The following is a 21,157-nucleotide window of genomic DNA, read 5'->3' as shown; positions in this document are numbered from 1 at the left end:
GTTGCAAGGCGCGTGCCAGTGGTACGGTCAGGGGCCGGGTGAGGGCGAGCTTTCAGCTCTGAAGGCCTTCAGGCCCGGCCTTCAAGCCGCCTCGGCCACATGTCGCAGCCGCGTCAGCACGAAGTCGGCCAGTTCATGCGGGCTGTATTTGGCCACGAACGCATTGGCCCCCACGCGCTCCACCATGGCGTTGTTGAATACGCCTGACAGGGAGGTATGCAGCAGCACATACAACCCGGCCAGGCCGGCATGGCGGCGGATTTCCGTCGTCAGGGTGTAGCCGTCCATTGCCGGCATCTCGATGTCCGAGATCACCATGGCGTAGCGCTCGGCAGGGTTTTCGCCGGCTGCGTGAATCTGCAGCAGATGGTCAAGCGCCTGTTTGCCATCGGAAAGCAGGGTCGCCGTGACGCCCAGCTGGTCGAGCACACTGCGTATCTGCTGGCGCGCAACCCGTGAGTCATCGACCACCAGCACCTGCATCGGTGGCGCATCGGCCGGCAGGGCCATCGAGGGGTCCAGCACCGCTTCACCGCGCAGCTGGGCGATATCGGCCAGCACGCTTTCCACGTCGATCACCTGGATCAGCTCACCTTGGAAGCGCGTTACCGCGGTCAGGTAGGTGGACTCGGCGCCCAGCTCCGGCGGCGGCTGGATGTCCTCCACCGCGATGTTGACGATCCGTTCCACGCCGCTGACCAGGAAGCCCTGCACCGAACGGTTGAACTCGGTGACCACCAGGTAGCCCGGCGACCGGTCCGCCTCCGGCTCGCGCTCCGGGTGGCCGATGGCCAGACCCAGGTCGAGCACCGGCACCGAACGCCCACGGACATCGGCCACGCCGGCGAACTGCGGCGGCAGGCCCGGTACCTGGAACAATGCCGGACGGCGCAGCACTTCCTGCACCTTGAATACGTTCACGCCAAAAAGCTGACGGCCGCCGAGACGGAACAACAGCAGCGCAAGGCGGTTGTGGCCAGCCAGTCGCGTGCGCTGGTCGATGCGGTTGAGCAGGTCTTGTGACATGCAGCCTGTATCGGCGGGCAGGGCGCGCAACTTGAGCGCCAGCCACATCGCGTTCTGGCACGCCGCTTGCCTGTGCAGGGGCGTACTTCATTGCCGGGAGGCTCTGCCTGCATGCGCCTGCTCCTATCTTTATGTGTGTTGCTGCCGGTTGCGGCCTGGGCCAGCACTTTCCAGCCGGTCGAGTCGATCCGTGCCGCTGCCTTGAGCACACTGGCACCGGGTGAAGAAGGTGATGCAGGGGTCGATGCCGGGCTGCGCCTGCCCGCGTGTCCGGCGCCTCTGCAAGCGCGTGCGACGGCCAACACCACGGTCGAGGTGTCGTGCCCGCAGGGCAGCGGCTGGCGTCTGTTCGTACCGGTGAAGGTGCGACGTGAGCAGCAGGTGTTGGTGCTCAATCGTGGCGTGGCCGCTGGAGAAACCCTCGCTGCGGCCGATATCGGTACCGTGAAACGCGACACCGCGCGGATCGCCGGGGCGGTGCTTTCCTCGCCGGAGGTTGCCATCGGCCAAGTGGCCCGTCGCGCCCTGTCGGCCGGCAGCCTGCTGTCCGCCGCCGACTTGGTGGCACCCCGTATTGTTCGCCGTGGCGATAATGTGGCCCTGGTGGCCCGTCGCGGTGGGGTGGAAGTACGTGTTGCCGGACGCGCCCTCGGGGATGCCGGGGCGGGGGAGAGGGTCTCGGTGGAGAACCTGTCTTCACGCCGGGTGATGCAGGGTGTAGCCGCGCCGGGTGGCGATGTGTTGGTTACCCGATAAATTTTGCTAAAGAACCGCCGGCCACTGCCGTTATCGTTTTTGAACCGAATCAGGATTTCCGTCACATGAGCCAGAAAATCGACGGTGGAATCGCAGCCGCAGCGCAACTGCGCAGCGTTGCAGTCAACACCAAGGTAGCCCCGGCCGGTGAAGCCAAGACCCAGGCCGTGCAGTCCGTGGACAGCGTGCGCCTGACCGACGAGGCCACCCAGCTGCAGGCCATGCAGCGCGAGCTGAGCACGGCCCCGGCCGTGGACATGGCCCGCGTGCAGGCCGTCCGTGAGGCACTGGAGAATGGCAGCTACCGGATCAACCCGGACGCCATCGCCTCGCGCATGCTGGACCTGGATCAGCAGCTGCGCGGATGAACCTCACCCTGGCTGATCCGTTGCAGCGGCTGAGCGATGCGCTGGATGGCGAGCAACAGGCGCTGGTCGAACACGACGTCGCCGCGCTGGTCGCCGCCACCGGCAAGAAGCTCGATGCCCTGCGCGAACTGGAACGGAACCCGCCGCTGCAGGAAGCCGCGCGGCTGAAGGAACTGGCTGAGCGCAACCACGCCAATGGCGTGCTGTTGTCGCGCCGTCGCCGCGAGGTCAACTGGGCATTGCGCCAGCTTGGCCGCAGCGAAGATGCTCCGGCTTACGACGCCAGGGGCCAGGCGCAGACGATGCATACCCGCCGCCCACTGGCGGTGGCCTGAGATATCGCAGCTGCCCGCCCCGAGCACGGGGCGGCAGGCACGCTGTCCATCCGGCTATAGTGACGGCCCATTCCCGCGCCGTGCCTGTAGCCGTGACCCAGTCCTTCAGCTCCCCACTTGTTTCCATGCCGTCCCAGGCCGTCCTGCGTGCGCTGGGTGAGCGGGTCAAGCTCGGCATTCTCGTATTCAACGGCAGGTTTGAAGTCAGCATCGCCAACAAGCTGGTGCGCGAGCTGTTTGGCGTGGATGAGCAGGGCGCCGCCGCCTTGGCGCGCAATCTGGAAGCGCTGCTGCCGCCGTTCGCCCTGCCGCAGTCGCGTGAAACCGGCACCTGGACCGGCAGTCTGCCGATTGGCGAGCGGGTCATCACCGTGCACCTTCACCACCATGCCGAAGGTGGCAACGAAGCCTTCCTTGCCATGTTCCAGCAACTGGAAGGACCAGAGGACTACGAGCGCGAGCTGCAGCAGCGTCATGCAGAACTGCGCCAGGCCTATCTGCGCCTGAACGGCACCCAGGAAAAACTGCTGCAGTCGGAGAAGATGGCTTCCATCGGCCAACTCGCCGCCGGCGTTGCCCATGAAATCAACAACCCCATCGGGTATGTGCACTCCAACCTGGGCAGCCTGCAGGAATACCTGCGCAGCCTGTTCACGGTGATCGAATCCTATGAGCGTGCCCTGCGCGCGCCCGATCCCAAGGCCTTGATCCATGAGATCGATGACATCCGCAGCCGCCTGGATATCGATTTCATCAGTCGTGACCTGCCGCAGTTGATGGCCGAGTCGCGCGAAGGCATCGAGCGGGTGACGCGCATCGTGCGCGACCTGAAGGACTTCTCGTACTCCGGACGCGATGAATCCTGGAAGCTGGTGGACCTGCATGCAGGTCTTGAATCAACCATCAACATCATCTGGAACGAGCTCAAGTACAAGGTGACGCTGGAGCGTCGCTACAGCGAGCTGCCGATGATCGAATGCCTGCCGTCCGAGTTGAACCAGGTCTACATGAACCTGCTGCTCAATGCCGGGCACGCCATCGCGGACCGCGGCAACATCGTGGTCAGCACCGGCGTGGATGGCGACGAGGTGTGGGTCGAGTTCCAGGACGATGGCGCCGGTATTTCCGCCGACCTGCGCCAGCGCATCTTCGACCCGTTCTTCACCACCAAGCCGGTGGGCAGCGGTACCGGACTTGGCCTGTCGATTTCCTACGGCATCATCAACAAGCACCACGGTCGCATTGACCTGGAAAGCACGGTGGGCGAGGGTTCCCGCTTCCGTGTGGTACTGCCGATCCGTCAGCCAAAGTAACCGGCCACGTCAACCGGGAATCGGGCATTCCGCGCTGCGGTCTTCCCGTTTCCCGGACCAGGCTTTCACACCGGAATGCCGCCGCGCTTTTCGTCATGCGTGCGGAAGGCCTGGCGGATATGCTCACGCAGCTCATCATCGTTCCAGGGTTTGGTCAGGAAGCGGTAGATGGAGCCACGGTTGATGGCGTCGGTCACGGTATTCAGATCGGTGTAGCCGGATAGCACCAGGCGAATCGTGTCCGGGTACAGCATCTTCACCCGGCCCAGGAATTCGGTGCCGCTCATGTCGCTCATGCGCTGGTCGGACAGGATCACCTGCACGTCATTGATCGCCAACAGGTCGAAGGCGTCGCGCACATTGCCGGCGGCCAGAATGCGGTAGCCGTCGCGGCGGAACAGGCGCACCAGCGAGCGCAGCACGTTTTCTTCGTCATCGAGCAGCAGCAAGGTGCGATCCGGCCGTGTCTCGGCGAATGCTTCCGGGCGCAGGTAGCGGCGACGCAACGTCATGCCGGCAGCATCGGCCGACATCGGTTCGCCGAACAGATAGCCCTGGAACACATCGCAGTCATTGCGCCGCAGAAAACCCAGCTGCGCCTGTGATTCCACGCCGTTGGCAATCACGGTCATGCCCAGCTGGTGGCCCATCGCGATGATGGCGCGACTGATCGCGGCCTCGCGGTTGGCGGCCGGCGCGCTCTTGATGAAGCTGCGGTCGATCTTGAGCTTGTCCACCGGGTAGCGCACCAGTGCGCTCAGGCTGGAATCGCCAGTGCCGAAATTGTCCAGACTCAGGCTGATGCCTTCATTGCGCAGGTTGGCCAGGGTTTCGTGGACGAAGTTGACGTTGTTGGTCAACGCGCTCTCGTTGATCTCCAGCGTCAGCATGCGTGCCGGCACGCCGATGGACTGCAATGCCGCCATCACTTCGGTGAAGAAGTTGGGGCGCAGCAGCTGCAGCGTGGAAACGTTGACCGCGACGTTGAAATCCTCGAAGCCCTGGTCACGCCACGTGCGCGCCTGGCGCAATGTCATCTCCAGCACCCATGCGCCGATCTGCACGATGATGCCAAGGCGTTCGGCGGTGCGCATGAAGCGCTCGGGCACCAGCATGCCCAATGTGGGCGACTGCCAGCGCAGCAGCGCTTCCATGCCAACCACATGACCGTCGCGGGCACTGACCAGCGGCTGGTAGCGCAGGCGAAGTTCACCGTTGTCGATGGCATCCACCAGCTGCCGCGAGATGATGCTCTCGCTATGCGCGCTGCTGGGTTTGTGCAGCACATGCACATGCACGGTGTTGCCACCTTCGCGGCTGGCCTGGTGCAGCGCGTCCTCGGCCAGGTCCAGCAGGCCGTTGGCGCTGGTGCTGTGCTCCGGGCACAGGCTGACGCCAATCTTGCCGGTCAGGAAAAGTGTGTAAGGCAGTACCGACAGCGGCAGCTCGATCTGCTGCCGGATCTGTTCGGCGATCTCTTCCGGCGACGCGGTATCGCTGTTACGTTCCATCGCCAGCAGGAATTCGTCGCTGCCGTGTCGCCACAAGCGTCCGCGGCCCGCCAGGAACTCCCGCAGACGCTCGGCGATCATCACCAGTGCCTGGTCACCCACTTCCGCGCTCATGTTTTCGTTGACCGAGGCGAAGTGGTCGATATCCAGGTGCAGCAGCATCAGCGACGGACCATGCCGGTTGGCGGCATCCACCATCGCCAGGAGTTCGGGGTTGCCGGCACCCAGGCGAACAGTGCGCGCATCCGTGCGATCAGGGCTGGGTTGGGGGCTAGGGCTCCACATATGAACGTTGTCCTGGTGTTCCGTCAGCGTGCGGGGGTGGTGTAGGGCAGGCGCAGATTGATGCAGGTGCCTTCGCCGGGTGCGGTTTCAATCTGCAGGCTGCCACCTGCACTCTGCGCGCGTTCGCGCATCACAATCATGCCCAGTCCGCGCGGTGCGGAGGGATCAAAGCCTTCGCCGTCGTCGACAACCTGCAGCAGCAGCTCACCATTGCGGCCATCACGCAGCAGCAGCGACACCTGGCTGGCACGGGCATGGCGCAGCGCGTTGGTCAGTCCTTCCTGGGCGATACGGAAGCATGCCTGTTCAACCTCATTTCCGGGGCGCTGGGCGAGGGTGTCCACGTTGAGCAGCAGCTCGACCGGGGTGGAACGAAACAGCATGTTGGCCTGCCAACGCAACGCTGCTTCCAGCCCGAGTGCGTCCAGCTGCGGCGGACGCAGCAGCATCGACAGGTTGCGCAGTTTGACGACCGTACTGTCGGCCAGTTCGATGATCTGATCGATGTCTTCGTGCCGGCGCGTCTGGTCTTCCTCATCGCGTGCGGCACCGGCGGCCAGCTTCATCGCGGTGATCGCCTGGCCGATGTCGTCATGCAGATCGCGGGAGATGGAGCGGCGCTCGTCTTCCTGCAAGGAGAACAGCCGGCCAGCCATGGCCTGTAACTCGGCGTTGCTGGCGGCCAACGCATCGCGGCCGCGCTCCAACTCGCTCAGGTCATGGATCACGAACAACCGGCATGGCAGTCCGGCATGAACCACGGGACGGGAGCTGACCGAAGCATTGAAAGGCGTTCCATCGGGCCGCTGCAGTCGCACCGTCACGGTGGTGGCAGTACTTTCGCCTTCGCCAACAGCGGTGAGCAGAATGCGGCCGATATCAGCCAGATCAGCCGTCCGCAGCATCGTCGCGGCCGCGGGATTGGCGTAATGCACCGCCTGAGCGCCGGTGATCACCAGGCCATCTCCCAGCGCTGCGCCCAACTGCTCGACAAAATGAGAGCTTTCATCCACGTCGTGCGTGCGCCGAAGATCTCGGCGTACCTGCCGCCGATGCCACAGTCCGATCAGGACAACCATCAACAGCAGCGCGATGGCGATCACAGTCCAACTCATGCCGACGTTCCCCATTCCCCTGTCAGAGCTGTCGTTGCCATGCCCTCGGTCAGCGCTGAAAGGGGCAGTGCACAAGCGTGGCTTGTGACGCTGCGCGGCCCGCGCAGTGGCAGGGCTGCAACGGGTGCGGGAAACGGTGTGACCGGGCCGGCATCCATGGGGGCGTAAGAGTTCGGGGCTAGCAAAGTGCCATCTTAACGAGTTGTACGGATGCGGACGACGGAATGCTCAATTCTGGGCTGTGCATGCCGTTATCGGTTTAGTCCCCGGTTTTTCGGGCATGGAGATAGAGCGCGTGGATCGCGGCGTAATTGCAAGCCTGCTCAGCCATCCGTTGGATGCGGCCGTAGTGCTGCTGGATACGGAAGGCCAACCCCTGGCAGCCAACGCGGCCGCCAGGGAACTGGGGTTGCCCGGACGCCTGTCACGCTACACCGGGCAATTGTCCGGCATCCGTCAACAAGCGGCAGCGAACGGGCCACTGGCTTGCCCATTGCCCGGCACACAGGCATCACAACAAGGCTGGTTGAGTCGGCTGCAGGCGCCATCAGGCGCTTCGTTGGGCTATCTGTATTCGGTCACCAGTGATATGGCCTCGGCAGACATGCTGTGCCGTATGGCGATGCAGTCGGCAGGCCATGAACTCTGGGATTGGGATGTCGCTGCCGATCGCGTCACCCATATCGGCATCAGCGCCTCAGAACAGGCGCCGCCGCTGGCGGGCTTGCTTGAGCAGGTTCACCCGGACGAGCGCGCCCTGGTCAGGCAGGCCATCGCAGCTCATCTGCATGACCCGGCGACGCCGTTCGCCTGCCAGTTCCGCCTGCGGGATGCGCATGGCCAGTGGCGCTGGGTAATCGACAAAGGCAGTGTGGTCACGCGGGGCGCGGACGGTCAGCCGCTGCGCATGGTGGGCACGCGCACCGAGCTGCCGGCACACCGGCCATTGGAAGAGGAATTCCGTTCGCAACTGGCGCTGTTGCAGCGGGCACAACAGGCCGCAGGCATGGGCAGTTGGGCCTGGGATTGCAGGCAGCAGCGGATGCACTGGTCGGCAGAGGTTGCCGCTGCCATCGGCTGGGACGGCAACGCGTTGCCCAGCGGCCGCGAGTGGTTGCGGCAGGTACCGGCGGAGGCACGTCAGCATCTGCTCCTCAGTTGGCGTCGTCTGCTGGCCGAACCGCAGCCGCTGTGCTTCGAGTTGGCCTGGGGATTGGATCCGCTGCTGCAGCAACAGCTGCGGGTGTGGGTGGAGCCCGAATGCGATGCCAACGGCAAGCTGTTGCGTGTGATCGGGCAGGTGCAGAACATCAGTGGCCAGCGGCGTACCGATGCGCTCATCCGCTGGCGCACGGAACTGCTGAATCGCGTCTCGGCGTTGGGCCGTATTGGCGGCTGCGAGATCGAGGTCGAGACCCGGGGCATGCAGTGGACCGAGGAGTGCTACCGCATCCACGGTCTACGCAAGGCGCCGATCACGCTGGACGAGGCCCTGGCGCTGTACACGCCGGACTCGCGCGACAGTTTCGAATCCGCCCTGCAGCGCATCGTCGATGGCGGTCTGCCGGAGCAGCTGGACCTGTGCTTCTACCGCCCCTCGGGGCAGCGCATCTGGGTGCAGGTGCTGATCGAACTCGACAAACGGGAAGGGCTGCCCGAGCGGCACGTCGTGCTGTTCCGCGACATCACCCGTGAACGCGAGGCGGATGAGCGGATGGAACTGCTCGCACATTACGACCTGTTGACCGGGTTGCCGAACCGTATGTTGCTACGCGAGCAGGCCTCGGAAGCGATCCTGGAGGCGCGCGATCGTGGCGCGACCCTGGCCATGCTGTTCGTGGATCTGGATGGCTTCAAGGCGATCAATGACACCTACGGTCACGCCACCGGCGATATTCTGCTGAAGTCCGCCGCCTCGCGTCTGCACCAGAACCTGCGGACCGCCGATCTGTTCGGCCGTTTCAACGGCGATGAATTCATCGTCGTGCTGCGCAACCTGGTGGAGCCGGAGGATGCGGGCCACGTGGCGCGCAAGCTGATCGCCTCACTGGCCGAGCCGCTCTATCGTGAAGACGTCACCCTGAAGGTAGGGGCGAGCGTCGGCATTGCATTGCTGGACAACAACCGCAGTGATTTCGACAGCCTGTTGCGTGCGGCCGATGCCGCCATGCATGCGGCCAAGGAAGCCGGGCGCAACACGTATCAGTACTACAGCCAGGATGCATTGGCGCGCACGCAGCGGCGGCTGGATATCGAGCATGCGCTGAATGGCGCCATCGATCGTGATGAGTTCAGTCTCGTCTACCAGCCATTGGTGCATGCCGTTGGTGACCAGCCGCCGTCGATCGAGGCACTGCTCCGTTGGGAAAGTGCACGACTTGGCCCGTGCAGTCCGGCCGAATTCATTCCCATTGCCGAAAAATGCGGTGAGATCATCCGCATCGGCGATTGGGTGCTGGATGAGGTGTGCCGGCAGGCGCGGGTCTGGCAGCAGGCAGGGCTGAGTTTTGACCGTGTCGCGGTCAATGTCTCGGCGTTGCAGCTGCGCGAGCGCGGTTTTGCCGAGCGTGTCATCGCACTGTGCAACCGGCATGGCTGGTCGCCCACGCGACTGGAACTGGAACTGACCGAATCGGCGCTGATCCGCGACACCGACGCCTTGCGACAATGTTTCGACGTGTTCGAACGTCACGGCGTGCCGTTGGCGGTGGATGACTTCGGAACCGGCTTCTCCAATCTGCATTACCTGAATCGCTTCCCCGTGCAGCGCCTGAAGATCGACCGCAGCTTCGTGCAGGGCATGTTGCATGACGCCGGAACGGCGGAAGTCACCCAGGCGATCGTGCATCTGGGGCATGCATTGGGCATGCGTGTGGTCGCCGAAGGCGTGGAGACACCGGCCGAGGCTTCGATGCTGCAGCGGCAAGGCTGCGACGAGCTGCAGGGCTACCTGTTCTCGCAACCCTTGCGTCCCCGCGAGATGGTGCAGTGGCTGCGCAGCAGTCAGGAAGGCGAGCCGGGCGCCCATGCGGCGATGATCGCGGTGCAGGGGATGGGGAATCTGGAAGCAAGGTGAGGCTGGTGCTGTTCTGGTGTCCAGCTCCTCGTTTCCGCAACACCTCGATTCCTGGCCGAAGAATGCCAGCCCATCACTTTCCCGTTCATCCGGGTCGCCGTGGCCCCGCCTTGATCGACCGGCATCCAGACCGTCGTTCTTTCTGACAAGACCAGGATCAGGCCCGCTGCAGCCCGGTAAGCGCTACGCATCCGGGAATTCGTTTGGGCAACAGGGCTGAAAGAGTGGCCGGGCATTGACTGGGTGCGCCCGGCTGGAGCCCAGGATGCACGGCGCTTGCCCAGCCAGGTACTCTGCTTTCTCCATCGGATCTGCAGACACTGTCGAGCGTCGATCTGCGCATGGATCGCCACCAATCAATCGATGCGTGTCGGGATATGAGGGCTGTGCTCGGCATGTGTCACGTGTCATGCGAACGGCGGGCAGCGACCAGGATTGCGTAGGCGCCAGGCAGGTAGCGAGCTTGCGGCGTTCCAGTCTGCGGATGCAGCGCGTGCGCGGCGCAGGTGCGGTACGGCCATCCTTCCCGCAGCCGCCAATCGTTGCGGGTGTTTGACCGGATTCGCGGCTCAATCCGCTGCTGCAAAGGCGTGCATGACAAGCCGCTGCGACGTCCTTTCTTTCCCCGTTCCCTGCGGCGGCTTCAAAGCGCCGACAGATCCCAGTCGATGCTGCTTGCCAGCCAATCCGGCATTTCAGGCGTCGTGCATTGTGTACGCAGCAGCGCGATTTCCTGTTGCGCGGCCTGCTCCAGTTGAATCAGGTGCTGCCTGCGCAGGGGGGCGATTGCAAGCGCTGCGGCAACGGGGGGCGTTGCCGATTCTTCTGTGGCTGCACCTGTTTCGGATGCATGTCCGGGCGTGATCGATAACGTCATGGCGGTTCGGGATGGACGCATGACAAAGCCCCGGTCATGAACCGGGGCTTTGCTGAAAAGCAGGGAAGGGCAGGATCAGAACAATTCCACCGTGCCGGCACCCATGCTCTGCTGCGTCACCGGCTTGTGCGGCGGACGCTCCCATTCGCTGCGCATTTCACGCAGGCGGCTGCCGGTACGCTGCAGGGCAGCGACCATTTCCCCGTCGAACACGCCGCCGTTACGGTGCAGCAGTTCCTGCAGGGCGACAGCCTCGCGGTTGATCGCGCCGAGCCGGTCCAGATGCGTGTGCACACCGCCCAGCGCCTGGGTGGCGATATCCTCGAACTGCAGGGCGCGCACGGCTTCGGCGACGCTGCCGTCGATGGCGCGGCCGCACTCCGAGATCTCGCGCATGCCTTCGCCCAGCGAGGCATTGATGGCCGCGACGTTGTCCAGCATCGAAGCCGCTTCCTGGCGCGCTTCACGCGAGCGGTCCATGTCGCGCGAGGCCATGTGCGATACCGTCTCGCGAACCTTGGCAATCGCGTCCTTGGAGCTATGTGCCAGCTTGCGGATCTGCTCGTTGAACGTGGTGGAGCGCTCGGACAGATTGCGCACTTCATCGGCGACCACGGCAAAACCACGGCCAGCTTCACCTGCACGCGCCGCTTCGATGGCAGCGTTGAGTGCCAGCAGGTTGGTTTGGTCGGCGATCGATTTGACGTCTTCGAGCAGGGCGAAGATGCCGTCCAGGTGCTGGGCCATCTGGTCGATGTGCTGCACAGTGTTGGAGCTCTGGCCGCTGACCTGTTCCAACGCTTCCACCAGCTGTTCCATCTGGTGGCTGGCGTGTTGCGCGAAGCGGGCGACGTCCAGCCCGGCGCTGCCTTCGTCACCGGTACGGTCGACGATGCGGGCCAGGGCCTGGCTCTGCTGGCGCGAGCGGCGGTTCATCGCGTCGAAGCTGCCGCCCAGCCCGCCGACGGCCTGGCGGATGAGTTCGCGGGCGCGCTCGATCTCGCTGCGCGAGCCGTCGATTTCATTGCTGACAAAGCTGCGCAGCTCGTTGAGCAGCTGGTCCTGCTCGCGCAGTACCTTGGCATGCTCGGGCGAACGCTGGGTCTGCGAGTGCACGCTCCAATAGGCGAACACCAGCCAGCTCAGCACCATGGTGGTCAGGATCGCCCAGACGGCGGCCGTTGGCCATGCAAGTGCAGCAGCAAGCGGCAGCAGAAAAGTGAGGGCCAGTGGGGCGGCCAGGCGGATTGCAATACGTGAGTACATGGACGTTCTCGGGAGAGTCACGAGTGCAGTATCGGCCGTAGGCCAAGCCTCTTTAGCACCACGATCACAATCGGCGAACGTTTACCGCAGCCCCGTGCGTGAACAGGGCTGCCTATCGAAAGGCCTCAGCGCAGGCGTCTTTCGATCGCTTCAAGCATGGTCTTGCGTGAGAACAGGAAGTCCAGATAACTACCGCCCAACTGGCGCCACAGCACCGCTGAACGGACGGCCGCCAGCAACAGGGCGCGGATTTCCGACACCACGGCGGCCTGGCCCAGGTAATGCGGGTTGCCCTGCACCATGATCTTCGGCTTGAGCTGGCTGATGGTGTCGGCGTACAGGCTGCCCAGTGCCGACAAAACGTCCGGATGACTGCTGTCACCCAGCTCCTGCGCGCGTGCCGCTGCGCGCTCGATACCGGCGGTCACCTTGTTCACGGTGGCGTCTTCACGCACGAAACGACGTTCCAGCTGCATCACCGTCAGCGCCAGGCGCGGGAGCAGGTCGTCCTTGCCTTGATTGCGGAAGTAGTCACGGAGCAGGCGCAGGCCAGCCTCGACCTGCATCGGGCTGCCATACACCGCGCCCGGCGAGCTGGCGTCGATGCGCATCACGCTGTCCATCGCGGTACGCACGATGGCGTTCTCCGAATGGCCGGTTTCAGCGATGCGGCGCACCTGCTGCAATGCCTGGGCAATGCCGGCCAGGGCAAGTACGCGGTCATCGATGGGAAAGCTCATGGGTTACCTCTCAAGGGGATACAGGGGCGCCCAAACGGCGCTCCAAAGGGGCATCGGTGGCGGCGATCACGGCGCCGCCCAGGCACTGTGCACCGTCGTACAGCACCAGCGATTGTCCGGGCGTCACCGCCCGTTGCGGGCGACTGAAACGGACATCCAGGGTGCCGTCATCACGCACCTGCACGCTGCAGGGTTCGTCCGGCTGACGGTATCGGGTCTGCGCGGTGCATTCGAATTGGCGAGCGGGTGGGGCGCCTGAAATCCAGTGCATGGTCTCGCTGCGCAGCCAGTTGGACTGCAGCCACGGGCTGTCGTGACCCTGGTCGACGTACAGGATGTTGCGCTCCACATCCTTGCCAACCACAAACCACGGAGCGGCGGGGCGGCCACGTACGCCGCCGATGTTCAGGCCCTCGCGCTGGCCCAGAGTGAAATAGAACACGCCGGGGTGACGCGCGATGACCCGCCCATCCGGATCGTGGATTTCACCTTCGCGCGCAGGCAGGTACTGGCCCAGAAACTCACGGAAATCACGCTCGCCGATGAAGCAGATGCCTGTGGAGTCCTTCTTGGCATGGGTGGGCAGGGCCGCCTCGCGGGCGATGCGCCGCAGCTCGCTCTTGTCCAGGTGGCCAATCGGAAACAGGGTTGCCGCCAGCTGCGACTGACCCAGCTGGTGCAGGAAATAACTTTGATCCTTGCTGCGGTCGGCGCCACGCAGCAGCTGCCAGAGACCGCCGGATTTGACCACCTGCGCGTAATGGCCGGTGGCGATACGCTCGGCGCCCAGTTCGCGGGCAGCATCGAGGAAGTGCTTGAACTTGACCTCGCGGTTGCACAGCACGTCCGGGTTCGGCGTGCGGCCGGCCGCGTATTCGGCCAGGAAGTGTTCGAACACGCCCTGCCAGTATTCGTTGGAGAAATCGCGGAAATGGAAGGGAATCCCCAACCGGCCGCAGACGGCCACTGCGTCACGGCGGTCATCCTCGGCACGGCAATGGCCGCTGCCGTCATCGGCCCAGTTCTGCATGAACAGGCCTGCGACATCCAGGCCTTGCTGGACCAGGGTCAATGCGGCGACAGACGAGTCCACACCGCCGGAAACGCCAACAACAACACCAGGACTACTCACAACACCTGCCTCAAGATCGATAGCGGATAACGCTGCCCGGCCAGCCAATCTGCGGCCGTCTGCCAGACCAGCGGGCTGCGCAGCCGCGCCATGTCAGCCTGCAGTTGCGCCGGCGTCAACCACAGTGCCTGCAAGATACCGTCGTCCAGCTGCTGCTCGGGGTGATGGCAAAGCGGCTCGGCGGCAAAGGCGAAGCGCAGGAACGGCGTGCCGTTGGTGGCGGTCCACTGGTACGTGCCGATGAAGCCGGTCAAGCGCACATCCCAGCCGGTTTCCTCGCGGGTTTCGCGCACGGCGGCCTCAAGCAGGCTCTCGTCCGGCTCCAGATGGCCGGCCGGCTGGTTCAATACCCGCCGGCCGTCCTTTTCCTCTTCCACCAGCAGCAGTTGCCCGGCGCGGGACACCACGGTGGCCACGGTGACGCGTGGCGCCCATCGCTGGGACTGCAAAGCATTCACGCTCAGTAATCGTCCTTCTTGGTCAGTTCCAGCTCAATGGCATCGGCGCTACGGGAAGCGGCATCGATGGCATCGGAGAGCTGCTCTGCATTGGCGTTGGCATCGATCTTGACCACGAACATGGCCAGGTCTTCCTGCTTCACCCAGCTGCCCATCTTGGATTCGTTCGAATCTTCCAGCAGGCGGTTGGCCACGGCAGCCGGGAACTGCGGAGTGGTGGACTTGTAGCCGGGCGACCAGATTTCACGGACGCGATGGCTGCCATAGGTTTCCACGCTGGAACGCACGAACACCATCTGGGTGCGGTCGCCTTCCAGTTCAAATACCAGACGATAGTCGCCGTCTTCGTCGACCTCGTACTTGTACTCCAGCGTATCGAGCAGGCGGCCGGTAGCTGCGTCCGGCTCGGCGGCAAGTGCGCTCCCTGCCGCGCCGGCCATCACGGTGGCCATTGCGATACTTGCCAGATACTTCTTCATGCGATCCCCATCGTTGGTTGGTTGTTTGATCTGTAAATTGTGCGGGGGCGAGGGGGGCTGCGTCCATTGGCAGGAGGGCAGGGCGGGAGGAAACGCTATAATCGGCGGATGCCTTCAACGCCCCAACATGAAAATGACCATGGCCTGCTGGTCGCCCCCAGCAAGCCCGAGCTCGCGCCGCCGCCGCAGTATCAGGTGATGCTGCTCAACGACGACTACACGCCGATGGACTTCGTCGTGACGGTGCTGCAGAACTTCTTCTCGATGGACATGGACCAGGCCACCCAGGTGATGCTGCACGTCCACACCCGCGGGCGCGGCATCTGCGGCATTTACAGCCGCGAAGTGGCTGAAACCAAGGTCGCCCTGGTCAACGAATTCTCGCGGATGAACCAACACCCGCTGCTGTGCACGATGGAGCGGGCCTGACCCCACCCCGTGCAGGCCGGCGGCGTCTGCTGGCCGCGCAAACGTTGCCCGGCACCGCGCGGATGACAGCTTCCTGCATCTGCCAGAACATCCCGCGACACCCTCTGGTGGCTGGGAAACAGCATCCCGTCCGGACGCGCAATGTCCTGCCATGACCACGCAATGGCGGGCTTTTCGTGCCCGGAAAGCTGAATGCAGGATTCACAACCCGCCAGATTGCCGTTTTTTTCTGACGCGGCGTGTACATCCGCGTCGCTAGGGTGCTGGAAAACCTGAAGCAAGGCCGCATATTGTCTTCAACCGCAACCGGAGTGCCTTATGTTCAGTAAAGACCTCGAGCAGACCATTGGTCAGTGCTACAAGCGCGCCCGGGAAGCCCGTCACGAGTACATGACGGTTGAACATTTGTTGTTGGCCCTGCTTGAAAACGCATCCGCGCAAGCCGTACTGAAGGCTTCTGGCGCCGACCTCGAGCGCCTGCGCGCCGAGCTGGAGAAGGCGATCAACGCGTCGGTATCGATCCTGGCCGAAGACGATGGTCGCGATACCCAGCCCACCCTGGGCTTCCAGCGGGTGCTGCAGCGCGCCGTTTACCACGTGCAGTCCTCCGGCAAGAAGGAGGTCACCGGCGCCAACGTGCTGGTGGCGATCTTCGGCGAGAAGGAATCGCACGCGGTCTACTACCTCAACCAGCAGGACGTGACCCGCCTGGACGTGGTCAATTACCTGTCTCATGGCGTGGCCAAGAGTGGCGAAGAGGCTGACTCGTCGGGGTCACTGGATGGCGAAAGCCGCGTGGAAGGTGCCGACAGCGAGGGCAAGGGCGATTCGCTGACCGAGTTCGCCAGCAACCTCAACGAGCAGGCCTTGGCCGGGCGGATCGATCCGCTGGTCGGCCGCCGCGATGAGATCGAACGCACCATCCAGGTCCTGTGCCGCCGCCGCAAGAACAACCCGCTCTATGTGGGCGAGGCCGGCGTGGGCAAGACCGCCATCGCCGAGGGTCTGGCCAAGCGCATCGTCGATGGCGAAGTGCCGGCGGTGCTGGCCGATGCGGTGATCTACTCGCTGGACCTGGGCGCCCTGGTGGCCGGCACCAAGTACCGCGGCGACTTCGAAAAGCGCCTGAAGAGCGTGATCGGCGCGCTGAAGAAGATTCCCAATGCAGTGCTGTTCATCGACGAGATCCACACCATCATCGGTGCCGGTTCGGCGTCGGGCGGCACCATGGATGCCTCCAACCTGATCAAGCCGGCGCTGGCGTCGGGCGAGCTGCGCTGCATCGGCTCGACCACGTTCCAGGAGTACCGCGGCATCTTCGAGAAGGACCGTGCGCTGGCACGCCGTTTCCAGAAGATCGACATCGTCGAGCCGACCATCAGCGAGACCTACGAGATCCTCAAGGGCCTGCGGCCGAAGTACGAGGCGCACCATAGCGTTACCTACGGTGACGATGCGCTGCAGGCGGCGGTGGATCTGTCGGTCAAGCACATCGGCGACCGGCTGCTGCCGGACAAGGCCATCGACGTGATCGATGAGGCCGGCGCGCGCCAGCAGTTGTTGCCCGAGGGGCAGCGCAAGGCGCACATCGACATCGAGGAAATCGAAACCATCGTGGCCAAGATGGCGCGGATCCCCGCCAAGCAGGTCACCGCGACCGACAAGGACGTGCTGCGTCACCTGGAGCGCAACCTGAAGATGGTGATCTTCGGACAGGATCCGGCCATCGACAGCCTGGCGTCGGCCATCAAGCTGTCGCGCTCGGGGCTGGGCAACCCGGAAAAACCGATCGGCAACTTCCTGTTCGCAGGCCCGACCGGCGTGGGCAAGACCGAGGTCACCCGTCAGCTCGCGCTGCAGCTGGGCATCGAGCTGGTGCGCTTCGACATGAGCGAGTACATGGAGCCGCATTCGGTCAGCCGCTTGATTGGTGCGCCTCCGGGCTATGTCGGCTTCGACCAGGGCGGCCTGTTGACCGAGAAGATCGTCAAGACGCCGCACTGCGTGCTGCTGCTGGACGAAGTGGAGAAGGCACATCCGGACATCTTCAACATCCTGTTGCAGGTCATGGATCGCGGCATCCTCACCGACACCAACGGCCGCGAAGCCAACTTCAAGAACGTGATCCTGGTGATGACCACCAATGCGGGTGCCACCCAGGCCGCGCGCCGCTCGATTGGTTTCACCAAGCAGAACCATGCCACCGATGCGATGGAGATCATCCGCAAGAGCTTCACGCCGGAATTCCGCAACCGCCTGGATGCGGTGGTGCAGTTCCAGCCGCTGGGCTTCGAGCACATCCTGCGCGTGGTGGACAAGTTCCTGATCGAGCTGGAGATGCTGCTGCAGGACAAGCACGTCTCGCTGTCGGCTACGCCGGCGGCGCGTGAGTGGCTGGCTCAGCACGGCTTCGATCCGGAAATGGGCGCCCGCCCGATGAGTCGCGTGATCCAGGACAAGATCAAGCGCCCGCTGGCCGACGAGTTGTTGTTCGGCAAACTGGTGGGCGGCGGCAAGGTCAGCATCGACGTGCGCGAAGGCGAGCTGGTGGTCGATACCCAGGCCGAGCCGGAGCACCTGTTGCCGGCCACGGTCGACTAATCCAGCGCTACCTGGGTTGAACCTGATGCCCGCATCCAACGATGCGGGCATTTTTCTTCGCAGGAGCGGCCGTGGCCGCGAAGCAGGGAAGTGCATCAGTCCTGGTGCATCCGGCAGCCCGCCGGTCCCGCATCTTCCGTACCAGGCACACCAACAGGTCGGATCGGCCTGGCGTCGCATTGCCTCCGGTTTCGTGGCCGAGGCCGCTTCCATGAAGATCCGGGGCATATCGCAGGCACGCAAAAAAGCCAGCCACGAGGGCCGGCTTTTCTGGCGAACGCCTTGTTTACCGCATTACTTCATGCGGTAGGTGATACGGCCCTTGGTCAGGTCGTATGGCGTCATCTCGACCTTGACGCGGTCGCCGGTCAAGATGCGGATGTAGTTCTTACGCATGCGGCCAGAGATGTGGGCGATGATTTCATGCCCATTTTCCAGACGAACACGGAATGTGGTGTTCGGCAGCGTCTCGCTGACGGTGCCTTCGAACTCGATGGAGTCGTCTTTCGACATGTAGTCCTGTGCGGTTCTGCGGACGGCCCTTCTGGGCCTAAGGGCGGGGATTTTACGCTGAGACGCGCAATCATGCAAAGTTTGCGTTAAGCGGTTACGGGTTCAGCAAGGAATGCGGCGGAAAGCTCGCCAAACCGGCCAGTCCACGAGCCCACCTCAGCCGGTTGCCGCACCAGCTCGCGGGCTTGGCGGAGGAAATCGGCTCGGGGCAGGTGCTCGGCGCCCATCCGCATCAGATGCGGGTTTTCGACCTGTGCGTCGATCAGTGGCCATCCCCAGCCGTCCAGGGTCCGCGCCAGCGCTGCCAGTGCCACTTTGGAGCCGCCGCTGCGGCCGCTGAACATGCTCTCCCCGAAAAACATCCGGCCGATGGCCACGCCGTAGATGCCGCCGACCAGTTGTTCATCGTCGAACACTTCCACAGAGTGCGCATAGCCCAGCCGATGCAGCTCCACGTAGGCGTGGTGCATGTCGGCGGTGATCCATGTGCCGTCCTGGCCGGGCCGCGGCGCCTGCGCGCAGACCTGCATCACCTCGGCGAACGCGGTGTCCGCACGTATCCGCCATGACGAATTGCGCAGTTCACGGCGAAATCGCGAAGACAGATGCACGCCGCCGGTGCGAAACACCATGCGTGGATCCGGTGACCACCACAGCAGCGGTTGGCCTTCCGAGAACCACGGAAAGATGCCACCGGCATAGGCATTGAGCAGACGCACCGGGCTGAGGTCGCCACCGACGGCGAGCAGCCCGTCCGGATCGCGCAACGCGAGTTCAGCCGGCGGGAACGGGGCGTCGCTGGCGTCGTCCAGCAGGAACGGGCCTTTGTTGCTCATGGCGTGTCCTGCGATTTGAAGGGGGAGTGGCGTTGCAGGGTTGCGTGATAGGCGCTGACCTCGGCGCGCTCGCGGGCGCACCAATCACGTAACGCGCTACGGAACTCGGGGTGCGCGATCCAGTGATGGCTGTGCACCTCGGTTGACAGGAAGCCGCGTGCAAGCTTGTGCTCGCCCTGTGCGCCAGGCTCGAAGCGGTCCAGCCCTTCGCGAAGGCAGTATTCGATGCCCTGGTAGTAGCAGGTTTCAAAGTGCAGGCCGGGCAGGGTGGCGCCGCCCCAGTAGCGGCCGTAAAGCGTGTCGGTGCCGCGCAGGCACAGCGCCCCGGCAATCGGCTCGTCATCCTGCAGCGCGAGGAACAGGACGAGCTGGCGCGGCAGCTGCGTCGCCAGATGGCGCAGGAATGGCAGCGTCAAGGCAGGTGAATTGCCGTATTCGGCGAAGGTCTGCAGATAGAAGCCATGCATGGCGCGCAGCTCGTCCGGGCTGGCCTCATCGCCGTGGCGCACGACGAAACGGATGCCGGCGCGACTGACCTTGGCGCGTTCCTGGCGGATGTTCTTGCGGTGTTTGTGGTCCATCGACGCGAGGAAATCGTCGAAGCTCCGCCATTGCGCTTGCCGCTGCCATTGAAACTGCACGTCGCTTCGCTGCAGCCAGTCATCGCCGAAGCAGGAGGCCTCTCCCGGCAGATGGAAGTTGATGTGCGCGGACGAGAGATGTTCCGCCTGCACGTGCGCAACGATGGCTGCGAGCAGACTGTGCCGATCCGCATCATCCCGAGCGAGCAGGCGCGGCCCGGTAACCGGCGAGTACGGCACGCCACCGAGCCACTTGGGGAAGTAGTCCAGCCCATTGCGCGCATACGCGTTGGCCCAGGCATGGTCGAACACGAATTCGCCGTGCGAGTTGTGTTTCAGATAGCCCGGTGCCGCTGCGATCAGTTCGTCGTCGCGCCACAAGGTCAGATGCTGCGGCTGCCAGCCCCATTCCGGGCGCAGGCAACCGTGTTGCTCCAGTCCACTGAGGAACGCGTGGCCAACGAAGGGATTGCTGCCGTCGTGTAGAGCATCCCAATCAGCGGCGATTACCTGCGTCAGTGACGAAAGCGCTTGAACCCGTGTGCTCATGGCTGCAACTGCAACACGTCGATGGTTGGCGGATTGAGCAGCCGTAACGGCAACCCGATTTCACCGACACCGCGGGTAGTGAATACGCGCACCGGCCCATCCGGCGTGCGTGCGAACTGCTCACCGCGGTCGAAGTCGTATTGGGTCGGAATCACTTTCCGGTACAGCCATGGGATGCGGATCTGTCCGCCGTGAGTGTGGCCGGCCAGCACGATGGCTGCCTCGGACGGACGCAGTTGCATGGCGCTGTCGGGGTTGTGGGCGATCACAATGGCGGGCCCCTTGAGGGCACCGGCTGCACGCAGGAATCCGGGGTCGTCCTTGCCTGCCCAGCGATCGCCAAGACCGGCCCATTGCCGGCCTTGCGCGTCAGTGATGATCTGGCCTTCGATGACCTTCACGCCGAGCGCGTGCAAGGCGTGACGAAGCGCTTGGTCAACATCCGGCCCGGGCTTCTGCTGGTCATGGTTGCCAAGTACTGCATATGCAGGAGCCTGCAGGCGAGCGAGCGGCGCGAACAGATCCTGCAGGTCACTGCCTTCGGGCTCGTAAGTCAGGTCTCCTGCGATAACCACCGCATCCACCGGCAAGGTGTTGATGCGATCAACCAAGCGTTCAAGAAACTGGCGGTTCTTGTATACGCCTAGATGGATGTCGCTGATTAACGCTATCCGGGCACTGGTCCCGGTGTCGCGCAAGACCGTTTGGTTGACCTGGATGATCTGCGGCTCGATGAAACGTGCCCACGCAAACAGCGTGCAGGCAATCAGCAACAGCGCGAGCAGCCATCGATGCTGGCCGCCGCGCCAGTGCCACAACAGCCATGCAATGGCGGGAAAGACCAGCCAGCTGCCGTGAAACAGCAGCTGCTTGATCAGTACCTTGTCCATGCCGGCTGTTGCGAGGTCAGG

The 21,157-nt window shown here is 64.0% G+C and carries 19 protein-coding genes and 1 pseudogene; 7 read left to right on the top strand and 13 right to left on the bottom strand.

Features of this window, described 5'->3' with window-relative positions:
• Positions 1-81 precede the first annotated feature (81 nt).
• The gene (locus ABB26_RS08410; protein WP_057633245.1) at positions 82-1,026 is read right to left on the bottom strand and encodes a chemotaxis protein; all 945 of its coding nucleotides are present in this window, start codon (positions 1,024-1,026) and stop codon (positions 82-84) included.
• Positions 1,027-1,137: 111 nt separating this feature from the next.
• Between ABB26_RS08410 and flgA the strand changes: the two genes are divergently transcribed.
• From flgA to ABB26_RS08390, 4 genes are all read left to right on the top strand, one after another.
• The gene (gene flgA / locus ABB26_RS08405; RefSeq protein WP_057633230.1) at positions 1,138-1,782 is read left to right on the top strand and encodes a flagellar basal body P-ring formation chaperone FlgA; all 645 of its coding nucleotides are present in this window, start codon (positions 1,138-1,140) and stop codon (positions 1,780-1,782) included.
• A 65-nt stretch (positions 1,783-1,847) separates the two neighbouring features.
• A complete protein-coding gene (flgM, locus tag ABB26_RS08400) occupies positions 1,848-2,150 on the top strand; it encodes a flagellar biosynthesis anti-sigma factor FlgM (RefSeq protein WP_057633229.1) in 303 nt (100 codons plus the stop codon).
• A complete protein-coding gene (locus ABB26_RS08395; RefSeq protein WP_057633228.1) occupies positions 2,147-2,485 on the top strand; it encodes a flagella protein in 339 nt (112 codons plus the stop codon). The genes flgM and ABB26_RS08395 overlap by 4 nt, the downstream gene beginning before the upstream one ends.
• 125 nt (positions 2,486-2,610) lie before the next feature.
• Positions 2,611-3,798 (top strand): ATP-binding protein, encoded by a 1,188-nt coding sequence (locus ABB26_RS08390; RefSeq protein WP_057633227.1) that lies wholly within the window; start codon positions 2,611-2,613, stop codon positions 3,796-3,798.
• Between the two features lie 65 nt (positions 3,799-3,863).
• Here ABB26_RS08390 and ABB26_RS08385 read toward each other — a convergent pair whose 3' ends face one another.
• Both ABB26_RS08385 and ABB26_RS08380 read right to left on the bottom strand, forming a co-directional pair.
• Positions 3,864-5,594 (bottom strand): EAL domain-containing protein, encoded by a 1,731-nt coding sequence (locus tag ABB26_RS08385; RefSeq protein ID WP_057633226.1) that lies wholly within the window; start codon positions 5,592-5,594, stop codon positions 3,864-3,866.
• Positions 5,595-5,617: 23 nt separating this feature from the next.
• Positions 5,618-6,646, bottom strand: a pseudogene (locus tag ABB26_RS08380) (sensor histidine kinase); the annotation flags it as partial.
• Positions 6,647-7,004: 358 nt separating this feature from the next.
• Between ABB26_RS08380 and ABB26_RS08375 the strand changes: the two are divergent.
• Positions 7,005-9,785 carry a bifunctional diguanylate cyclase/phosphodiesterase gene (locus ABB26_RS08375; RefSeq protein WP_057633244.1) on the top strand — a complete coding sequence of 927 codons (2,781 nt, stop codon included), beginning with the start codon at positions 7,005-7,007 and terminating at the stop codon, positions 9,783-9,785.
• A 643-nt stretch (positions 9,786-10,428) separates the two neighbouring features.
• Here the strand turns inward: ABB26_RS08375 and ABB26_RS08370 are convergent.
• The 6 genes from ABB26_RS08370 to ABB26_RS08345 form a co-directional block, all read right to left on the bottom strand.
• Positions 10,429-10,662: a hypothetical protein gene (locus ABB26_RS08370; RefSeq protein ID WP_057633224.1), complete on the bottom strand. Its 234-nt coding sequence runs from the start codon at positions 10,660-10,662 to the stop codon at positions 10,429-10,431.
• 75 nt (positions 10,663-10,737) lie between these two features.
• A complete protein-coding gene (locus ABB26_RS08365; RefSeq protein WP_057633223.1) occupies positions 10,738-11,928 on the bottom strand; it encodes a methyl-accepting chemotaxis protein in 1,191 nt (396 codons plus the stop codon).
• Between the two features lie 125 nt (positions 11,929-12,053).
• Entirely contained in the window at positions 12,054-12,668 is a 615-nt protein-coding gene (gene hflD / locus ABB26_RS08360) for a high frequency lysogenization protein HflD (RefSeq protein ID WP_057633222.1), read from the bottom strand.
• 10 nt (positions 12,669-12,678) lie between these two features.
• Entirely contained in the window at positions 12,679-13,800 is a 1,122-nt protein-coding gene (gene mnmA / locus ABB26_RS08355; protein WP_057633221.1) for a tRNA 2-thiouridine(34) synthase MnmA, read from the bottom strand.
• Positions 13,797-14,258 carry an NUDIX hydrolase gene (locus ABB26_RS08350; RefSeq protein WP_057633220.1) on the bottom strand — a complete coding sequence of 154 codons (462 nt, stop codon included), beginning with the start codon at positions 14,256-14,258 and terminating at the stop codon, positions 13,797-13,799. Before ABB26_RS08350 ends, mnmA begins: the two co-directional genes overlap by 4 nt.
• Before the next feature lie 2 nt (positions 14,259-14,260).
• On the bottom strand, positions 14,261-14,737 hold the full coding sequence (locus ABB26_RS08345; RefSeq protein ID WP_057633219.1) for a hypothetical protein: 477 nt from the start codon (positions 14,735-14,737) through the stop codon (positions 14,261-14,263).
• A gap of 108 nt (positions 14,738-14,845) precedes the next feature.
• On the opposite strand from ABB26_RS08345, the gene clpS reads away from it, so the two are divergent.
• The gene (gene clpS, locus ABB26_RS08340) at positions 14,846-15,166 is read left to right on the top strand and encodes an ATP-dependent Clp protease adapter ClpS (RefSeq protein ID WP_057633218.1); all 321 of its coding nucleotides are present in this window, start codon (positions 14,846-14,848) and stop codon (positions 15,164-15,166) included.
• 318 nt (positions 15,167-15,484) lie between these two features.
• Positions 15,485-17,767 carry an ATP-dependent Clp protease ATP-binding subunit ClpA gene (gene clpA / locus ABB26_RS08335; RefSeq protein ID WP_057633217.1) on the top strand — a complete coding sequence of 761 codons (2,283 nt, stop codon included), beginning with the start codon at positions 15,485-15,487 and terminating at the stop codon, positions 17,765-17,767.
• A 294-nt stretch (positions 17,768-18,061) separates the two neighbouring features.
• On the opposite strand, the gene infA is transcribed toward clpA, so the two are convergent.
• From infA to ABB26_RS08315, 4 genes are all read right to left on the bottom strand, one after another.
• Positions 18,062-18,280 carry a translation initiation factor IF-1 gene (gene infA / locus ABB26_RS08330; RefSeq protein ID WP_005409596.1) on the bottom strand — a complete coding sequence of 73 codons (219 nt, stop codon included), beginning with the start codon at positions 18,278-18,280 and terminating at the stop codon, positions 18,062-18,064.
• Between the two features lie 86 nt (positions 18,281-18,366).
• Positions 18,367-19,116: a leucyl/phenylalanyl-tRNA--protein transferase gene (aat, locus tag ABB26_RS08325; RefSeq protein WP_057633216.1), complete on the bottom strand. Its 750-nt coding sequence runs from the start codon at positions 19,114-19,116 to the stop codon at positions 18,367-18,369.
• Entirely contained in the window at positions 19,113-20,246 is a 1,134-nt protein-coding gene (locus tag ABB26_RS08320; protein ID WP_057633215.1) for a GNAT family N-acetyltransferase, read from the bottom strand. The genes aat and ABB26_RS08320 overlap by 4 nt, the downstream gene beginning before the upstream one ends.
• Complete coding sequence (locus ABB26_RS08315) at positions 20,243-21,136, bottom strand: metallophosphoesterase (protein ID WP_057633214.1); 894 nt, start codon at positions 21,134-21,136, stop codon at positions 20,243-20,245. The genes ABB26_RS08320 and ABB26_RS08315 overlap by 4 nt, the downstream gene beginning before the upstream one ends.
• Positions 21,137-21,157 lie beyond the last annotated feature (21 nt).

It is taken from the genome of Stenotrophomonas humi (genome assembly GCF_001431415.1).
In the GTDB taxonomy this organism is placed as follows: Bacteria; Pseudomonadota; Gammaproteobacteria; order Xanthomonadales; family Xanthomonadaceae; genus Stenotrophomonas; species Stenotrophomonas humi.
Note: the sequence above shows the minus strand (reverse complement) of the source record. Positions and strands in the feature narration are given on the sequence as shown.

Bases quoted from the DNA above. Each gene is read 5' to 3' on its own strand.
- ABB26_RS08410 (WP_057633245.1), bottom strand. From the start codon at position 1,026: ATGTCACAAGACCTGCTCAACCGCATCGACCAGCGCACGCGACTGGCT.
- flgA (WP_057633230.1), top strand. From the start codon at position 1,138: ATGCGCCTGCTCCTATCTTTATGTGTGTTGCTGCCGGTTGCGGCCTGG.
- flgM (WP_057633229.1), top strand. From the start codon at position 1,848: ATGAGCCAGAAAATCGACGGTGGAATCGCAGCCGCAGCGCAACTGCGC.
- ABB26_RS08395 (WP_057633228.1), top strand. From the start codon at position 2,147: ATGAACCTCACCCTGGCTGATCCGTTGCAGCGGCTGAGCGATGCGCTG.
- ABB26_RS08390 (WP_057633227.1), top strand. From the start codon at position 2,611: ATGCCGTCCCAGGCCGTCCTGCGTGCGCTGGGTGAGCGGGTCAAGCTC.
- ABB26_RS08385 (WP_057633226.1), bottom strand. From the start codon at position 5,594: ATGTGGAGCCCTAGCCCCCAACCCAGCCCTGATCGCACGGATGCGCGC.
- ABB26_RS08370 (WP_057633224.1), bottom strand. From the start codon at position 10,662: ATGACGTTATCGATCACGCCCGGACATGCATCCGAAACAGGTGCAGCC.
- ABB26_RS08365 (WP_057633223.1), bottom strand. From the start codon at position 11,928: ATGTACTCACGTATTGCAATCCGCCTGGCCGCCCCACTGGCCCTCACT.
- hflD (WP_057633222.1), bottom strand. From the start codon at position 12,668: ATGAGCTTTCCCATCGATGACCGCGTACTTGCCCTGGCCGGCATTGCC.
- ABB26_RS08345 (WP_057633219.1), bottom strand. From the start codon at position 14,737: ATGAAGAAGTATCTGGCAAGTATCGCAATGGCCACCGTGATGGCCGGC.
- clpS (WP_057633218.1), top strand. From the start codon at position 14,846: ATGCCTTCAACGCCCCAACATGAAAATGACCATGGCCTGCTGGTCGCC.
- clpA (WP_057633217.1), top strand. From the start codon at position 15,485: ATGTTCAGTAAAGACCTCGAGCAGACCATTGGTCAGTGCTACAAGCGC.
- infA (WP_005409596.1), bottom strand. From the start codon at position 18,280: ATGTCGAAAGACGACTCCATCGAGTTCGAAGGCACCGTCAGCGAGACG.
- aat (WP_057633216.1), bottom strand. From the start codon at position 19,116: ATGAGCAACAAAGGCCCGTTCCTGCTGGACGACGCCAGCGACGCCCCG.
- ABB26_RS08320 (WP_057633215.1), bottom strand. From the start codon at position 20,246: ATGAGCACACGGGTTCAAGCGCTTTCGTCACTGACGCAGGTAATCGCC.
- ABB26_RS08315 (WP_057633214.1), bottom strand. From the start codon at position 21,136: ATGGACAAGGTACTGATCAAGCAGCTGCTGTTTCACGGCAGCTGGCTG.